19 protein-coding genes are annotated in these 15,807 nt (G+C 68.0%); 9 read left to right on the forward strand and 10 right to left on the reverse strand.

Translation table 11 applies throughout. The annotated features are described in order from the left end of the window. Positions 1-33 precede the first annotated feature (33 nt). The 6 genes from ABT053_RS06275 to ABT053_RS06300 are packed head-to-tail and all read left to right on the forward strand — an operon-like array spanning position 34 to position 4,341. Positions 34-1,005, forward strand: coding sequence for a radical SAM protein (locus tag ABT053_RS06275; protein WP_350967808.1), 972 nt, complete (start codon positions 34-36; stop codon positions 1,003-1,005). After that, positions 1,005-1,787, forward strand: a complete 783-nt coding sequence (locus ABT053_RS06280) for a hypothetical protein (RefSeq protein ID WP_350967809.1) — start codon at positions 1,005-1,007, stop codon at positions 1,785-1,787. Before ABT053_RS06275 ends, ABT053_RS06280 begins: the two co-directional genes overlap by 1 nt. Positions 1,788-1,802: 15 nt before the next feature. Continuing rightward, the gene (locus ABT053_RS06285; protein ID WP_350967810.1) at positions 1,803-2,540 is read left to right on the forward strand and encodes a hypothetical protein; all 738 of its coding nucleotides are present in this window, start codon (positions 1,803-1,805) and stop codon (positions 2,538-2,540) included. A gap of 7 nt (positions 2,541-2,547) precedes the next feature. Further along, the gene (locus ABT053_RS06290; RefSeq protein WP_350967811.1) at positions 2,548-3,150 is read left to right on the forward strand and encodes an AAA family ATPase; all 603 of its coding nucleotides are present in this window, start codon (positions 2,548-2,550) and stop codon (positions 3,148-3,150) included. A 38-nt stretch (positions 3,151-3,188) separates the two neighbouring features. Then, positions 3,189-3,641, forward strand: coding sequence for an NUDIX hydrolase (locus ABT053_RS06295; protein ID WP_350967812.1), 453 nt, complete (start codon positions 3,189-3,191; stop codon positions 3,639-3,641). A gap of 28 nt (positions 3,642-3,669) precedes the next feature. Continuing rightward, positions 3,670-4,341, forward strand: coding sequence for a cysteine peptidase family C39 domain-containing protein (locus tag ABT053_RS06300; protein WP_350967814.1), 672 nt, complete (start codon positions 3,670-3,672; stop codon positions 4,339-4,341). A 32-nt stretch (positions 4,342-4,373) separates the two neighbouring features. Here the strand turns inward: ABT053_RS06300 and ABT053_RS06305 are convergent, their stop codons facing one another. Both ABT053_RS06305 and ABT053_RS06310 read right to left on the reverse strand, forming a co-directional pair. Continuing rightward, positions 4,374-4,823 (reverse strand): hypothetical protein, encoded by a 450-nt coding sequence (locus ABT053_RS06305; protein WP_350967815.1) that lies wholly within the window; start codon positions 4,821-4,823, stop codon positions 4,374-4,376. After that, complete coding sequence (locus ABT053_RS06310) at positions 4,801-5,079, reverse strand: PIN-like domain-containing protein (RefSeq protein WP_350967816.1); 279 nt, start codon at positions 5,077-5,079, stop codon at positions 4,801-4,803. The genes ABT053_RS06305 and ABT053_RS06310 overlap by 23 nt, the downstream gene beginning before the upstream one ends. Here ABT053_RS06310 and ABT053_RS06315 point away from each other — a divergent pair. Continuing rightward, positions 5,045-5,272: a hypothetical protein gene (locus tag ABT053_RS06315; protein WP_350967817.1), complete on the forward strand. Its 228-nt coding sequence runs from the start codon at positions 5,045-5,047 to the stop codon at positions 5,270-5,272. The two genes, ABT053_RS06310 and ABT053_RS06315, sit on opposite strands and share 35 nt — an antisense overlap. A gap of 87 nt (positions 5,273-5,359) precedes the next feature. Here ABT053_RS06315 and ABT053_RS06320 read toward each other — a convergent pair whose 3' ends face one another. Beyond that, on the reverse strand, positions 5,360-5,644 hold the full coding sequence (locus ABT053_RS06320; RefSeq protein ID WP_350967818.1) for a hypothetical protein: 285 nt from the start codon (positions 5,642-5,644) through the stop codon (positions 5,360-5,362). Positions 5,645-5,903: 259 nt separating this feature from the next. Here ABT053_RS06320 and ABT053_RS06325 point away from each other — a divergent pair, with 259 nt between their 5' ends. Both ABT053_RS06325 and ABT053_RS06330 read left to right on the forward strand, forming a co-directional pair. Then, entirely contained in the window at positions 5,904-7,175 is a 1,272-nt protein-coding gene (locus ABT053_RS06325; RefSeq protein ID WP_350967819.1) for a sensor histidine kinase, read from the forward strand. Continuing rightward, positions 7,175-7,858, forward strand: coding sequence for a response regulator (locus tag ABT053_RS06330; protein ID WP_350967820.1), 684 nt, complete (start codon positions 7,175-7,177; stop codon positions 7,856-7,858). The genes ABT053_RS06325 and ABT053_RS06330 overlap by 1 nt, the downstream gene beginning before the upstream one ends. 67 nt (positions 7,859-7,925) lie before the next feature. Here ABT053_RS06330 and ABT053_RS06335 read toward each other — a convergent pair whose 3' ends face one another. From ABT053_RS06335 to ABT053_RS06365, 7 genes are all read right to left on the reverse strand, one after another. Next, positions 7,926-8,993, reverse strand: coding sequence for an ABC transporter ATP-binding protein (locus tag ABT053_RS06335; protein WP_350967821.1), 1,068 nt, complete (start codon positions 8,991-8,993; stop codon positions 7,926-7,928). A 46-nt stretch (positions 8,994-9,039) separates the two neighbouring features. After that, entirely contained in the window at positions 9,040-10,083 is a 1,044-nt protein-coding gene (locus tag ABT053_RS06340) for an ABC transporter ATP-binding protein (protein WP_350967822.1), read from the reverse strand. Beyond that, positions 10,080-11,093 (reverse strand): ABC transporter permease, encoded by a 1,014-nt coding sequence (locus ABT053_RS06345; protein ID WP_350967823.1) that lies wholly within the window; start codon positions 11,091-11,093, stop codon positions 10,080-10,082. Before ABT053_RS06345 ends, ABT053_RS06340 begins: the two co-directional genes overlap by 4 nt. A gap of 81 nt (positions 11,094-11,174) precedes the next feature. Then, complete coding sequence (locus tag ABT053_RS06350; RefSeq protein ID WP_350967824.1) at positions 11,175-12,959, reverse strand: ABC transporter substrate-binding protein; 1,785 nt, start codon at positions 12,957-12,959, stop codon at positions 11,175-11,177. Between the two features lie 58 nt (positions 12,960-13,017). Then, positions 13,018-14,028 (reverse strand): ABC transporter permease, encoded by a 1,011-nt coding sequence (locus ABT053_RS06355; RefSeq protein WP_350967825.1) that lies wholly within the window; start codon positions 14,026-14,028, stop codon positions 13,018-13,020. Positions 14,029-14,293: 265 nt separating this feature from the next. Further along, entirely contained in the window at positions 14,294-14,863 is a 570-nt protein-coding gene (locus ABT053_RS06360; RefSeq protein ID WP_350967826.1) for a cellulose synthase, read from the reverse strand. Positions 14,864-15,031: 168 nt separating this feature from the next. Next, positions 15,032-15,775: an HAD family hydrolase gene (locus tag ABT053_RS06365; protein WP_350967827.1), complete on the reverse strand. Its 744-nt coding sequence runs from the start codon at positions 15,773-15,775 to the stop codon at positions 15,032-15,034. Positions 15,776-15,807 lie beyond the last annotated feature (32 nt).

Genomic DNA, 15,807 nt, shown 5'->3' on the forward strand with positions numbered 1-15,807 from the left:
ACACCACCAACGCTCCGCGAAGGGAACCGCGTCATGACCATGCTCGGAATGCCCCCTTCTCGTCCCCGCCGTGACCCTGTAGACGGGCCGATCGCTTTCACCGGCGGCCATCACTTCACCCTCCAGGGCGATACCGGTATCGAGAAGCTCGCCCAGGAGGCGACCGCGCCGCTGTCGGTCATCCTCCAGGTCACCAAACGGTGTGACTTCGACTGCTCGTTCTGTTCGGAGACGCTCCAGATGCCGGACCCGACGATGCGAGAGCTCGACACCATCCACGGCAACCTCGCCGGGACGAAGCGGGTGTTCCTGTCCGGCGGGGAACCGCTGCTGCGCCGCGACTTCCCCGACATCGTGGACCTCTACCAGGACTTCATCATCGGCGTACCCACCAACGCGACCCGTGGGGTGGAGCTGGCCGAGCACCTGGCCGGGAAGGTCGCGTACGTCAACATCGGGTTCGACGGGCCGCGCAGCATCTTCGCCCGCGTGCGCGGCGACTACGACAAGGCCATCAGGGGCGCGAAGGCCATGATCGGGTACGGGCTGCCGGTGTCGCTGTCGGCCGTCGTGCTGCGCTCCACCCTGCACGGGTTGCCGTACCTGCTTCAGATCGCCGACGTGTTCGACGCGGGCAAGCTCAAGCTGATCCTGCCCCTGCGCAAGGGCAACGCGCTCGGCCTGGACGAACGGGAGTTCATCGGCCTGGAAGAGGCCCGGGACGTCTTCGACCGGCTGACCGAGCTGCGTGCCACGCACGACTGGCGGCCCGCGGTGCGGATGACGCCGTGGACCGAAAGCACCGAGGGCCACATGGTCGTCGTTGAGCCCAACGGACTCGCGCAGGCGTGGCCCGTCTATGACCGGTCGAACCTGTTCTTGCCGCTGGGAAACCTGTTGAAAGAGCCCATCACCACGATCTGGGAGCGCTACCCGTACAAGGCCAACCACCTCGCCAAGTACCTGGGGGCGAGCATCCAGACCGCTGACCGGCCGGTGGTGTGATGCGGACCTTCACGAACCTGATCCGCCCGGACGACCCGTACCGCGTCGGCCGCCACCTGTTCCGAAAGCAGCCGCCGCTGCTCGCGGGGTTCGCGGCCATCTGGGTGGACGACGGCGAGCGGGCGGTTCCCGTCTCGGCCGCCATGGTCTACCTGAGGTTGCACCGAATCCAGGAGAAGGTCCTCGACCCCGAGAGGTTCGACTTCGGGTTTCGCTCCGTGGCCACCATCGACGCCGACGAGACCGGGAAACTCGTCGAGGTCGCCGACCTCGACCTGCTCCAGGCCCGCCAGCACGCCGCCGTCCTGGCGGGCCACTCCTTCCTCGACGACCTGTACGGGCTGAGCGCCGCCGCCGCCATCCCTGCGCGCGGGGTGCGCGCTGTCGAGGAGGCGCTGAAAGACTCCGCCGCCCGGCGCCGCGGAATGGCCCAGATCGTTGATACCGCTTTGGGTGACGACCCGGCGAGCCCAGACTTGCGCGTGGCGTGTATGCGGTCCGGTGTCACTCTGGAAAGCGCCTGGCGTGGTCTGTCGCTGCCGTTCGTCATCAACGACCAGCACGCCCGAGGACAGGAAGGAGATGAGACGGCGGTGGAGTGGCTGGCAGCGGCGGCCGTGGAAAAAGCCCTGGCCGTGGCGCTCGTCGCCGGGCGGATGGCCAACCGGTGCACGTGGCCGGGCAAGGCGCACATCGGCGGGGCTCTGGAGAAGGTGGCGTGGGATGGTTTCCCCTCCCTGCTGCCCGCACCGGGCAGTGATCAGCCGACCAGCCTCTTCTGAAACGGTGGAAACCCGATGATCATCACAGGTGGCCTCGGTGAGAACCTCCCGGTCGCGGGGCCGGTGCTCGCCTCGATCGACGTCGAGTGGTCCAAGAACTACCGGGTCAAGAACGGCAATGTGCCGTTCTGCTTCTCGATCATGTGGTTTGCGTTACCCGCCCAGCCGGTCAAGCTCACCGAGGTCACCTGGAACTACACCTCCCTCTATGTCGAAGTGGCCGAGGAGACCCAAGACCTGATCCGCGTGGCCAACAAGGTGTTCGGTCAGGTCCTCGACACCGCCACCGTCGTCACCGGCCACCAGCTCAGCAGCGACCTGGCCACCCTGATCAACGCGGCCCAACAGCCGGTGCCGCACCTGCACGCCATGCGCGAACTCTGGCACGGCCGCCGCGCCGTCAGGGCCACGCCGCTGCTCGACACCCGCTACGACGTCGGCCACCTACTGACCGGTACCAGCCGCCGCCTCGTGGACGTCTGCACCGAACTGGCACTGGACGTCACCCAGCCGGAGCTGCGCAACACCTCCATGACCGCACTTCACCGGAAATGGCTCATCTCCGGCAATATCGAGGCGCGCGAACGCATCACCGTGCTCAACCTGCGCCACAGTCTGTCCACCGCGCTGGTCGCCCTCCTGAGTGGCAAGCACGTCACCGCAGGCGAGGTGAACGTCAACCACCTGCTGTCTCAGCACCTGACCGGCACCTACGCCTGGCTGAACTCCCCCACGTTCACCGACCTGCTGTGAGGACCACATGATCCGCAACTGCGTCGTCGTCGCCATCGAAGGTACCCACGCCTCGGGGAAGACCACCCTCGTGCACGCCCTCACCAGCCACCTGCGCGAACGATCCGTGCACACCGCGTGCACCGGTGAGCCCGCCCGCCACAGCCCGTTCATGGAGGAGATCGTCATCTACGGTCGTGGGGAGTTCGACCTAGTCGCGGAACTCGACCTGTTCGGCGCCCAGCTCACCACGCAGCTGCGCGCCGCCCGCCACCAGCAGGTCCTCGTCACCGACAAGACGCTCGCCAACGTCGTCGCCTACGCCCGCTTGTTCCTGCCCGAGGCCGACGCGCCCGGCGTGGACGCGATGGCCGACATGTGCGGGGCCGTCGCCGACATCTACGACGCCGTGTTCTACTGCACCGACACCTTCGACCCCCGCGCGGGCGGCGACGACTTCCGGGTGAAGGTCGCCGACCGTCAGCACGAGGTGGACCATGCCCTGAAAGACACCTGCGCCGAGGCCGGTATCTCTCTGATCGCCGTCCCCGAAGGGCTCAGCACCGCTGAGCGGGTGGAGTGGATTTCCGCGCAACTCGCCAAGAGGGAGCTGCTCCCCACGCTAATGTGACCAGCCGAAAGGCTGGCCACCACCAGGGGAGAGACACCATGACCACGCGGTACCGGACGATTGTGGACGCCATGCTGATCCTGGTCCGCGACGGCCAGGTGCTCCTAGCCCAGCGCCAAGGTACCGGCTACGCCGACGGCCAGTGGAACCTCCCCTCCGGGCACTTGGAGGAGGGCGAGACGATCGACGAGGCCGTTGTCCGCGAAGCCCACGAGGAGATCGGTATCAAGCTCGGCGCCGACGACCTGCGGTTCGTGCACCTGTGCCACTTCCGCAACCCCGAAGGCCAGGCCAGGATGGGCGTCTTCTTCGAGGCCACCTCGTGGGAGGGAGAGCCGGTCAACGCCGAGCCGCACAAGTGCTCGCGCATCGAGTGGTTCCCTCTCGATCAGCTCCCGCTGGGCACCTATCCGTACACGGCGGCCGGGGTCGAGCAGTACCGGCAGGGCACGCCGTACGCCGCTGTGTGGCCCATGAGCTACCCGAGCTGACCAACTACCGATCCAGGAGTCCACTGCAGTGCTGTTCGCCCACGATGTGTCCATGTGCCGCCAACTCATATCTCCCGCCGAGTGGGAACAGCACGGCGGATGGGTACTGGGGGACAGGGAAGAGTGGGGCAACAGGGCGTGCGGCGCGGCAACCCTGCGGATGGTCACGCTCGCCTACAAGGGCGAGGCGCCCGCGGTCGTCGAGTTGTTGCACCTCGGCGTCAAGCACAAGGCCCTGTCCGAACGAGGTTGGATTCACGCTGGCCTCGCCGAGCTGGCCACCTCGGTTGGGGTTCCCGCCCGCGCGGAGGCGGTCGCGCCCAAGGACCTGATTGGGGCGATCCGGGCAGCCCCGTTGATCATCTCCGTTACCGAGAGGCTCCCGGAAGACGGTCGCAAAGGCGGGCACCTGATCGTCGCCCGAGGCTACACAGACGCTGGGGACATCCTCATCCGCGACCCGTCAGGGTGGGGGCAGGAGCATGATCGGGTGGCGTACAGTCGGCTGACTTCCTCTTACACCGGGCGGGCCATTACCTTTGCCCCTGCCCAGGAGCCGGCCCGACCGTACGCTTCCGGAATAGCAAGCCGGAAACGCAAAAATCCCCCGGCTGGAGCGGGGGGTATTCGTCATGCTGCGGGGAAGGCGCAAAAGAACACGCCGGACCAAAATAGGATCGAGCCGAAGCTAGCCGCATGATATCGGCCGGAAATCCAATTTAGCGCCCGAGATTACTCATCTGGCTCACTGTCGTTGAAGTCCTCGACTTCATCGGTTTCCTTCTCTTCGCCCCACAATACCAAATCGCGGCGAAGCCGAGGGGAAGCCCTTTTCCGGAGGTAAACCTCCACCGGAAACATAGAGCTGGAGTCGCCGCCTTCTTCAGATCTGGTGATATTTCTCAAGAGCCAAACGAGGTTTCTTAAGTCAGCCGTGCTCGCAGAGGCGGTTTCACCTTCAAGTATGTGGAGAAGAGTGGCAAACTGTTTCGGAGACGCACTATTAAGCAGTACGTTGGCCTGAATACCCTTTAGGAGGGTTTCGAGGGCGCTGGCTAGAGAGAGGTCCGCCTGTTCCTGGACGGATCCGGTCTGGTCGAGGGTCGCTTCGCCAACGTGGACAAAATGCTTTTCGCGTGTGCCAGAAATGACTTCGCATTCACCAGGCGGAAGGGCTGACAAGTTCTGGCGAGCATCTTTTCGACCAGTTCGGGTCGTGGGCCTCGCATATAGCCGCCCTCCCTGTGGATCCAGTCCTCCTTTTTTCGTTAGTAACGAACAGCACGGGTAGCTGGCGCTGCTTAGCCTCTATGAGAGTCTGTTCCCATATGAAGTAGTCCCCGAGGGATGCCTCAGCCCCCTTCTTTGCAGCATCGCTGTATCCAGGCGGAACAGGAGGGGCGATGCCCAACCCCCGCAAAGCGCTGTTGCCGATCACTGCCCTGCTGTTCGCCCTGATTTGCGGCGAATCAGCATTTATCGTCGCGCGAGAGGCATTTCAGGCATCTGGGCAGGTGGCCATGGTTTGGGCTGCCGGAACGTTCATCACCATGGCCACCTTCGTCACGTCACCGATGTCGAAGCTCGGCGCGTTTGACCGGCCCGCCGGGACCCCTCAGGACACGTCTTGAGATCGAGAGGCCCTACGGGGTCACTCGGAAGCGGCGCTGTTGTCGTTGTGCAGGTACGACACGAGGACGGCCTGGCCGACCGAGACGTCAACGAGCTTCCAGTCGATCCCGGCGTCGAGCTGGAGCCCAGGTGAGAACCCCGCCCACGGCGACCGGCACCGAGACGATCAGGCTCTGGAAGGCGGTTCGCTTGGCGCGGTAGGTGGTGTTGGCGGAGGGGGTGATCTTCACGTTTCCTGCGTCGTCCTCTTGGTCGTCTAGAAGGTCGTCGAGCTGGTCGTACGGCTCGGAGTAGGGCTCGTACGTCGCGGTCTGCGGGTCGGCCTGCGGCGCGAAGTACTGCTCGAAGAAGGGGGCAGCGTCGGCCGCCATGGGGGCTCGGCTTCCTCGCTCAGCAGTTCCTGACCAGCAGGTGGTTGTCGTGGTAGTCCATGCCCAGCTCGCCGTTGGCGAGCGTGGGGTGCAGGAAGCCCCAGTTCGTCCCTAGAGCGACCTCGCGGCGCTCCCCGGCCCGGTCCCGGCGCGCCCATCCGGTTTTCCGTTGTTTCCCGGGGCGGATCCTTCGCGGGGATGAGGTCGATATCCACCTCTGGCAGGGTGGCGTCCGGAGAAGGGCGCCTAAATTGATTGTGTGCGCAACACCACCGGCAGCCTTCGGACCTGGTTCCACGGGCACCCGCTGATTCCCGACGCGATCTTCGGTGGAGCGCTGGCCGCCGTCTCGGTCCCCTTCGCCCAGGCGGCCCACGTCCTCGGCGACCCCGACCGGCTGAGGGCGCCCGACGCGATGGGCCTCGGCCTGGTCGTGGCCGGATGCCTGTCGGTGACGCTGCGCCGCCACCGGCCGTTCCTGATGCTCTTCCTGGTCTGCGTGGCCGAGGTCGTCCTCGCCTCCACGGGCCGCAGCCCCTCCCTGCTCTGGCTCGTCACCCTGGTGCTGGTCTACACGATCGCCGCCGGGCGCGGCCTCGCGCTCAGCCTGTGCGCCCCGGCCCTCGCCCTCGCCGGTCACGTCCTGTCGTCGGCGGCGGGCGCCGGGCTGGGCGGGTTCGGCGGGTGGAGCGGCCTGCTGCTGATGGCCGTGTTCACCGCCTCCCTGTGGATCGCCGGCCGGAGCGTGCGGCTGCGCCGGGCCTACCAGGCGGAGCTGCGCGACCGGGCGCGGCGCATGGAGCGCGCCCGGGAGGCCGACACCCGGGCGGCGAGGGCCGAGGAGCGCTCCCGCATCGCCCGTGAGCTGCACGACGTGGTCGCCCACCACGTGAGCGTGATGACCGTCCAGGCCGCCGCGGCGCGGCGGGTGCTGGCCAGCAACCCCGACGGGGCGCGGGAGGCGCTGTCGGCGATCGAGGAGCTCGGCCGGACCGCGATGGCGGAGATGCGCAGCATGGTGGGCGTGCTCAGGACCGACGGGACCCCCGCCGAGTTCAACCCGCAGCCGGGGGTGCGTGAGATCCCGGCCCTGGTCGACCAGATGCGCGAGGCGGGGCTGCGGACGCAGCTGTGGATCGAGGGCGAGCGGGGCACCCCGCCGCCGGACGGGACGGGCGCACCGGGCACGCCGGGGGCGTCTGGAGCGCCGGGAGCGCCGGGAGCGCTGCCTCCCGGTGTCGACCTGGCCGCGTACAGGCTGGTCCAGGAGGCCCTGACCAACAGCCTGCGGCACGCGGGGCCGCAGGCGCGGGCCTGGGTGACGGTGCGGCACGAGCCGGGTGAGCTGGCCGTCCAGGTCGAGGACGACGGTCTCGGCCCGGAGGCGCGCGACCCGGACGAGGAGGTGACCGGGCACGGACTGGCGGGCATCCGGGAACGCGTCGCCCTCTATGGTGGTCTTCTGAGGATCGGCCCGCGCGACGGGGGCGGATTCGAGGTCAATGCCCGGTTCCCCCTCAAGGACACGTGATGACGATCAGAGTGCTGCTGGTGGACGACCAGCCGCTGCTGCGCACGGGTTTCCGCCTGATCCTGGAGGCCGAGCCCGATCTCACGGTGGTCGGCGAGGCGGGCGACGGCAAGGCCGCGCAGGACCAGTCGCGGGCGCTGCTGCCCGACGTGGTGCTGATGGACATCCGGATGCCGGGCGTGGACGGCATCGAGGCGACCCGCAGGATCGTGCGGGAGGCCACCGCGGGCGCGCACGTGCCGCGGGTGCTGGTGCTGACGACCTTCGACCTCGACGAGTACATCGTGGAGGCGCTGCGCGCCGGGGCGAGCGGGTTCCTGCTGAAGGACGTGCCGCCCGAGGAGCTGGTGCAGGCCATCCGGGTGGTCGCGGCGGGCGACGCGATCGTCGCGCCGAGCGTCACCAGGCGGCTGCTGGACAAGTTCGGGGCGCACCTGCCCTCGGCGCACCAGCAGTCGACCCCCGCGCGCCTGGACCGGCTGACCGAGCGCGAGCTGGAGGTGCTCCGGCTCATCGCCAAGGGCATGTCCAACGCGGAGATCGCCGCCCAGCTGGTGGTGAGCGAGACGACGGTGAAGACCCACGTCGGCAACGTGCTCACCAAGCTGGGCCTGCGCGACCGCGTCCAGGCCGTCGTCCTGGCGTACGAGACCGGCCTGATCACGCCGGGCGCGCTGCCCTGACCCCTCCCGCACCCCTCTCGCGCGCCCGCCCGCACGGGGGTTCCCCCGTACGGGCGGGTGAGGGCGGTCAGCCGGAGACGGCCTGCGGGGCCTGGTGCCCGGCGGGGGCGTTCTCCGGGAAGTGGCAGGCCACCTGGTGTCCCGGGGCCAGCGTCGCCAGCGGCGGCTCCACCGTCTTGCAGATCTCCTGCGCCTTCCAGCACCGGGTGTGGAACCGGCAGGCGGGCGGCGGGTTGAGCGGGCTGGGCACGTCGCCCTGGAGCCGGATGCGCTCGCGGTCCTTGCGCCGGGCCGGGTCGGGGACGGGCACCGCGGACATCAGCGCGGTGGTGTACGGGTGCATGGGCGTGTCGTACAGGTCCTTGCGGTCGGCCAGCTCGACGATCTTGCCGAGATACATGACCGCGACCCGGTCGCTGATGTGCCGGATGACCGACAGGTCGTGCGCGACGATGACGTAGGTCAGGTCGAGCTCGTTCTGCAGGTCCTCCAGGAGGTTGACCACCTGGGCCTGGATCGACACGTCCAGCGCGGAGACCGGCTCGTCGGCGATGATGAGCTTGGGCTTGAGCGCGAGCGTGCGGGCGATGCCGATGCGCTGGCGCTGGCCGCCGGAGAACTCGTGCGGATAGCGGTTGTAGTGCTCGGGGTTGAGCCCGACCAGCTCCAGGATCTCCTGGACCGCCTTCTTGGTGCCCTGCTCGGTCTGGATCCCCTGGATGCGGTACGGGGCGCCGACGATGGCGCCGACCGTGTGCCGGGGGTTCAGCGACGAGTAGGGGTCCTGGAAGATCATCTGCATGTCGCGGCGGAGCGGGCGGATCTTGGCCTGGGACATGTGGGTGATGTCGTGGCCCTCGAAGACGATCTTTCCGTCGGTGGGCTCCAGCAGGCGGGTGATCAGCCGTCCGGTGGTGCTCTTGCCGCAGCCCGACTCGCCGACCAGGCCGAGCGTCTCGCCCTTGCGGACGTCGAAGGTGATCCCGTCGACCGCCTTGACCGCGCCGACCTGCCTGCGCAGCAGGCCCTTGGTCACCGGGAAGTGCTTCTGCAGGCCCTGCACGGACAGCAGCGCGTCGGCGGGGGACCTCTCGGCCGCGCCGCCCTTGTCGTCAACGACGTCGACCGAGGTCACGCGTCCTCCCTAACCCGGGGCGTGTTGTGCCGGTCCGCTCGCTCGCTCACGTGCTCTCCATCATCGGCTTGATCTCGTTCTCCCAGATGGACCGCCGTTCGGCGCGGGGCATGTGGCAGCGGACCAGGTGGCCGCCGTCGGTCTCCAGCAGCTGCGGCACCTCCGTGGTGGCCTTGCCCTCGGTGCGGCCCGCGAAGGCGCACCGGGGGTTGAAGGCGCAGCCGGACGGCACGTTGATCAGGGAGGGCGGGGAGCCCTTGATCGGGAGCAGCCGCTCGGTGGGCTCGCGGTCCAGGCGGGGCATCGATCCCAGCAGGCCCCACGTGTAGGGGTGCTCGGGCCGGTAGAAGGTGTCCTCGGCCGTGCCGTACTCGACGCACTTGCCGCCGTACATCACCAGGATGTCGTCCGACAGCTCGGCGACCACGCCGAGGTCGTGGGTGATGACGATCAGCGCGGAGTTGAACTCGCTCTGCAGGTCGCGCATCAGGTCGAGGATCTGCGCCTGGACGGTCACGTCGAGGGCCGTGGTGGGCTCGTCGGCGATGAGCAGCTCGGGGTCGCAGGAGAGCGCCATCGCGATCATCGCGCGCTGGCGCATGCCGCCGGAGAAGTGGTGGGGGTAGTCGTCGACCCGCTTGTCGGGCTGCGGGATCCCCACCCGGCCGAGCATGTCGATCGCGTGCTTGCGGGCGACGGCCTTGCTGACGTTGTGGTGGATCCGGTACGCCTCGACGATCTGGGCGCCCACCGTGTAGTACGGGTGCATGGCGGACAGCGGATCCTGGAAGATCATCGCCATCTTCTTGCCGCGCAGGGTCCGCACGTGGTCGGCGCTCGCGCCGACGAGCTCCTCGCCGTCGAGCCAGATCTCACCGGAGATCTTGGCCCGGCCCCCCTTGTGCAGGCCCAGGATGCCGAGGCTGGTCACGCTCTTGCCCGAGCCCGACTCGCCCACGATGCCCAGGGTCTTGCCCCGGTCAAGCTTGAACGACAGGCCGTCGACGGACCTGACCAGGCCGTCCTCGGTCGGGAAGTGGATGCGCAGGTCGCGCAGTTCCAGGAAGGACTCCGGTGCGGGAGTCGTCATGAGAGCCTCACCCTCGGGTCGACCACCGCGTACAGGACGTCCACGATGAGATTGGCCACGACGATGAAGATCGCCGCGAACAGGGTCACGCCCAGGACGACGGGCAGGTCGTTGCTCCGGATCGCGTCGATGACCAGCTTGCCGATGCCGGGGATGGAGAAGGTGCTCTCGGTGAGCACCGCGCCGCCCAGCAGCAGGCCGAGGTCCAGGCCGAAGATGGTGAGGATCGGGGTCAGCGTGGCGCGCAGGGCGTGCTTGGTCACGACCGTCCGCTCCTTGAGGCCCTTGGCGCGGGCCGTGCGGATGTAGTCCTCGCCCATGGTCTCCAGCATGCCCGCCCGGGTGAGCCGGGCGTACAGGGCGGCGTAGAGGAACGCCAGGGTGATCCAGGGCATGACGAGGGCCTGGAACCACATGACCGGGTTCTCGGTGAAGCCGACGTAGCTGCCGCCGCCGGGGAAGATGCCCAGCGTGTACGCGAACAGCGACAGCGACACCAGGCCGGTGAAGTAGATGGGGAGCGACACTCCGGCCAGGGCGATCGTCATGACGGCCCGGTCGAGCACGCTGCCGCGTCTCAGCGCGGAGATGACGCCGACGCTGACGCCGACGACGACCCAGGTGACCGCGGCGCCCAGGGCCAGGGAGATCGTCGCGGGGAGCCGGTCGAGCAGTGTCGGCCAGACCGGCTGGTTGTTGTTGAACGAGAAGCCGAAGCACGGTGCCGGGCACTCGGCCTTGCGCGGGCCGAGGGAGTAGTCCTGGCCGACGATGATGCCCTGCGCGAACCGGCCGTACTGGACCAGGATCGGGTCGTCCAGGTGCAGCCGCTTGACGGCACCCTGGATCGCCTCAGGGGTGGCGTCTCGCCCGACGTAACGCGACGCCATGCCCTCGGGGGTCTGTCCCAGGGCACGCGGGATGAGAAAGAAGATCGCGAAGGTGGCCATGCTGACGATGGCGAGCATCAGCACGGCGGCGATAACGCGGCGGACGATGAAAGCGACCACGATCGTTCGGCCGGAGTGCCCGGGAGGGTCGCTCCCGGGCACCGTCAGGCCTTCACCTGCCTTTGGCTAACTAGGGAAGGGCTACTGCTGGACGCCGAGCCACGTGTAGTCGTACATGCCGTAGGCCGGGTGCACGTACACGTTGGTCAGGGTCGACGGACGGAAGATCAGCGTCTTCTCGTAGACGAAGGGCATGAAGGCGGCAGACTCCATGACCTTCTGGTCGACCTGGGCCCAGATCTCGTTACGGGCGGTCGCGTCGGTGGTCTGGATGCCCTTGTCCAGCAGGTCGTTCACCGACTGGTCGTTGAGCTCCATCATGTTGTAGTTGCCGGAGTCCTTGATGAAGCGGCCGTCGACGATCTGCGACAGGAAGCCGAAGCCGGACGGCCAGTCGGCGCCCCAGCCGGCGATCATGATGCCCAGGCCGTTCTTGTGCACGAAGTCCGGACGGCCGGCGTACTGCGCGCTCCAGTCACCCGACGGGTACTTCTTGATGGTGCTCTTGATGCCCACGCGGTCGAGGGAGGCCTGGAGGGCCTCGGCGACCTGGACTTCCTTGACGCGGTCACCGCGGACGGCGATGTTGGTCTCGAAGCCGTTCGGCTGGCCGCAGGCCGCCAGGTGCTCCTTGGCCTTGTTCAGGTCGCCCTTGTGGTCGGCGCCGTTGGGGTACAGGTCGAACTGCTTGTAGCCGACCGTGGTCGGGGTCATCGCGGTGGTGCCGATCTCGCCGCCGAGCGGGCCGCCCCAGGGAGCCTGGGTGGCGGTCTTGTCGGTGGCGTACTGCACGGCCTTGCGGCAGTCGATGTTGTCGAACGGCTTCACCGCGGTCGACATCATCGCGTAGCGGTTGAACGGCGTGAAGGGGTTGTCCGTGGAGTCCTTCAGCTTGGGGTCCGTGACGACCTTGGCGCGGGCCGCCGGCTGGACGCCGGTGCCGCCGAGGTCGACGTGGATCTGGCCGTTGATGAGCCGCTGGTCGATGTCGTCGGCGTTCTGCTTGAACTGCACCTCGATGCGGTCCGGCAGCTGCTTGCGGGTGGTGTCGGTGGCCTGGTCCCAGTTCTCGTTCTTGACCAGGTTGAACTGCTTGCCGACCTCGTAGGTCTCGAGCTTGTAGGGGCCGGTCGAGACGAGGGCCTTCTCGTAGTCGAGACCGGTGTCCTTGGCCTGCGGGACGGGCGCGGACTGCGGGTTGGCGACGAGGAAGTCGAACTCGGCGAACGGGGCCTTGAGCTTGAAGACGACGGTCTGGTCGTCGGGGGTCTCGATGCCCTTGAAGTTGTCGAGGTTCTTGTCCTTGTAGGGACCCTTGTAGTCACCGGCGTCGAGGTACTCCGCGAAGTACTTCGGACCGTCGGTGAGCTCCTCGGTGAAGTTGCTGCGGGCGATGGCGTACTTGACGTCCGCGGCCTTGACCTCGGTGCCGTCGTCGTACTTGATGCCCTTCTTGATCTTGTACGTCCAGGTCTTGCCGTCCTCGCTGGCCACGCCGGGGCCCTCGGCGAGGTCCGGGACCAGCTTCAGACCGGCGTCGCCGGGCTCGGCGGAGTAGGTCAGCAGGGGACGGGCGTACAGCCTGGTGAAGTTCCAGTTCCAGGCGTAGTACGTGTTGCCCGGGTCCATCGAGTCGGGCTCGTCGGAGAGGGCGAACTTGAGGGTGCCGCCCTTGGTGTCCGACGGGTTGACGACCTTGGTGTAGCCGTCGTTGTACTTCGCGGCGGCGGCCGCGGCGCCCGTTCCCTGGGATCCGGAACCGGAGGACGTGTTGCCACCGCCACCGGCCGTTCCGCCACAGGCGGCCAGTCCCATGGTCAGAGCGGTACCCAGCGCGGCGAGCGCCAGTACGTTGATCTTCCTCATCGTGGTGGTATACCCCTTGTCATGAGTGACGGTGATATAGAGGACGGTCGCTTGTTCGCTACCGGGCTCGCGGGTCGAGGGCGTCCCGGAGCCCGTCGCCCAGAAGGTTGAAGGCCATGACGGTGATGAAGATCGCCAGGCCCGGGACGATCATGAAGTGGGGCGCGATCGTGTAGTAGGTGACCGCGCTGGTGAGCATGCCGCCCCAGGAGGCCTGGGGTTCGTTCACACCGACGCCGAGGAACGACAGAGCCGCCTCGAACAGGATGTTCGTGGGGATCAGCAGGGTCGCGTAGACGAGGATCGGCGCCACGAGGTTGGGGAACATCTCGCGGAAGATGATGTATCTGCTGCCCGCGCCCAGGGACCGGGCCGCGTCGACGAACTCGCGTTCGCGCAGCGACAGGGTCTGGCCGCGCACGATGCGCGCGATGTACGGCCAGTTGAAGAAGCCGATGATGAACACGATCACCGCTATTCGCAGGCCGTTGCCCTTCAGCCCGAGGGCCTGGTCGGGGACGGCGCCGACGATGGCGATCGCGAACAGCAGCAGGGGGAAGGCGAGGAAGACGTCCATCGCCCGGCTGATGAGGGTGTCGACCCAGCCGCCGAAGAATCCGGCGAGCACGCCCAGCAGCGAGCCGAGCACCACCGAGACCAGCGTGGCCAGGAAGGCGACCAGCAGCGAGATCTGCGCGCCCGACAGGATGCGGGCGAAGATGTCGCGGCCGTTGACCGGCTCCAGGCCGAACGGGTGCTCCAGGCTGATCCCGCCCCAGGCGCCCATCGGGGCGCTCGTCATCGGGTCGATGAGGTCGTTGTTGGGAATGTTCGGGGGGTCGCCGAACAGCGCGATGAGCCCGCCGAAAGGACGCTCCGCGAAGATCGCGATCAGCGTCAGGAAGACCACGACGAAAGCGCCGATAATCGCTGCCTTATCGCGCTTCAGGCGCAGCCAGGCGATCTGGCCGAGAGACCGGCCCTCGATGGCTTTTCCGCCCACCCCTTCGAGAACGGCCTCCGGCTGGGCCTCCATGGCCGTGCCGGGGACATCGAGCGGTGCGGTCATACAGTGGCCCCCTGGATCCCAGACGACGTTGTCCGTCAACGCGTTCCCCGGGTCGGGGTAGCGCGCCGTAAGTCTACGGGCCGTTATTAGTGGTCCCGTGCGCAGAATCTATGGGCTGAACTGCGCTGACCAGTCCTCTGAGGCGCTATGTGGCTCAACTGTGATTCACGTGAAATTCATTCGTTTTGATCTTGAAGGTAATGTCCGGAAGCCGTTCCGCTTATGTCTCGGATTCGTGACATGGAAACGACGCGATGACGTAGCGTCACCCGATCCCGCGGCGCTTCAGGATGTCCTCGATATCGGAGAAGTCGTCGTCGGCGGCCGGCTTGGCCGCGGGCCTGGATCCGGCGGCCCTGGAAACGGGTGAGGGCGCGGGCGTGCGCTTGGGCAGCGGCTGCGTGACGGCGGTCGCCCCGGGAGTGCCCAGGGTGCCCGGAGTCCCCGGAGTCACGGCCCTGTGCTGCCCCGCGGCGGCCGGGGCGCTCACGGTGGGCGCCGCCGGTGAGGTTCCGGACGCGGCGGCCCTGAGGCGTCGGCCGCGCAGGAAGCCGGAGATCAGGAAGAGCAGCGCGGAGAGCCCGGCCACCCCCACCCCCACCCACACCGTGGGGTTGAGCACCAGGTTGGCGACGAAGGTGACGACCGCCGAGCCGATGTTCCACAGGGTCGGCAGCGCGCCGGTCAGGAACGCGGCGACGGGCAGCAGCGACCAGGCCGCGGCGCGCAACCCCGCCGCGGCGCCCCGGCGCCGCATCAGCAGGACACTCAGCACCAGCCCCACGCCGGTGACCCCTGCGCAGATCGGCAACCACGCGATCTGTTCGAACGACATAGCGGACCGCCCCTCGTATCGGCTTACCCGATCTCCATCCTGGCACGTGGAACCGGGACGGGCCCTCCTTCCTGAGGAGGGATCACCCCTTAGGGGATACGGGCTGGTTCGCGAGAAAGATCAGGGATGATCCCCGACCCCGGACGGCTCACCGGGAAACGGCTCACCCTAGGACGGTGCACTCGGGGGCGGCCCGCCCGGGGACGGTTCGCCCGGGGACGGTTCGCCCGGGGACGGTTCGCCCGGGGACGGCTCACCCGAGGACACCTCGCCCGAGGACAGCGAGCGCAGGATCGCCACGTCGACCTCCAGCAGCGAGCCGACGACGAGGCGGCCGGGCGCGGCGGTGATCGGCAGCACGCTCGGCACCGCCACCACCCGGCAGCCCGCGGCGGTGGCCGACGTCACGCCGTTCGGGGAGTCCTCCAGGGCGACGCAGCGGGCCGGATCGACCCCCAGCAGCCGGGCGGCCGTCAGGTAGGGCTCGGGATCGGGCTTGGTCCTCGCGACGTCGTCGCCGGTGACCACGCGGTCGAAGTTGTCCGCGCCGATGCTCCGCAGGCACGCCTCGGCGATCGACCGGACCGACGAGGTGACCAGCGCGGTGGCCAGGCCGTGCCCGCGTACCTCGGCCAGCAGCTCGGCGGCGCCGGGCATCATCTCCACCCCGCCCGCGAGCCTGGCGGCCATGCCCTCCAGCATCCAGGCCTCCACCTCGGCGGGGGTGGCGCCCCCGCCGGAGACCCTGAGCATGTAGGCCACGGTCGCCGGCATGGAACCGCCCACCAGATTCTCCTGGTGGGCCTCCCCCCACTCGCCGCCGAGCCGTTCCATCACCTCGGTCTCGACCTGAAACCAGATCTTCTCGCTGTCGACGAGAAGCCCGTCCATGTCGAAGAGAACCGCTTCCATTCCCGATGAACCCCCTGCCGGTCAAACGCCGA

Source organism: Streptosporangium sp. NPDC002524 (assembly GCF_040295985.1).
Lineage (GTDB): Bacteria > Actinomycetota > Actinomycetes > Streptosporangiales > Streptosporangiaceae > Streptosporangium.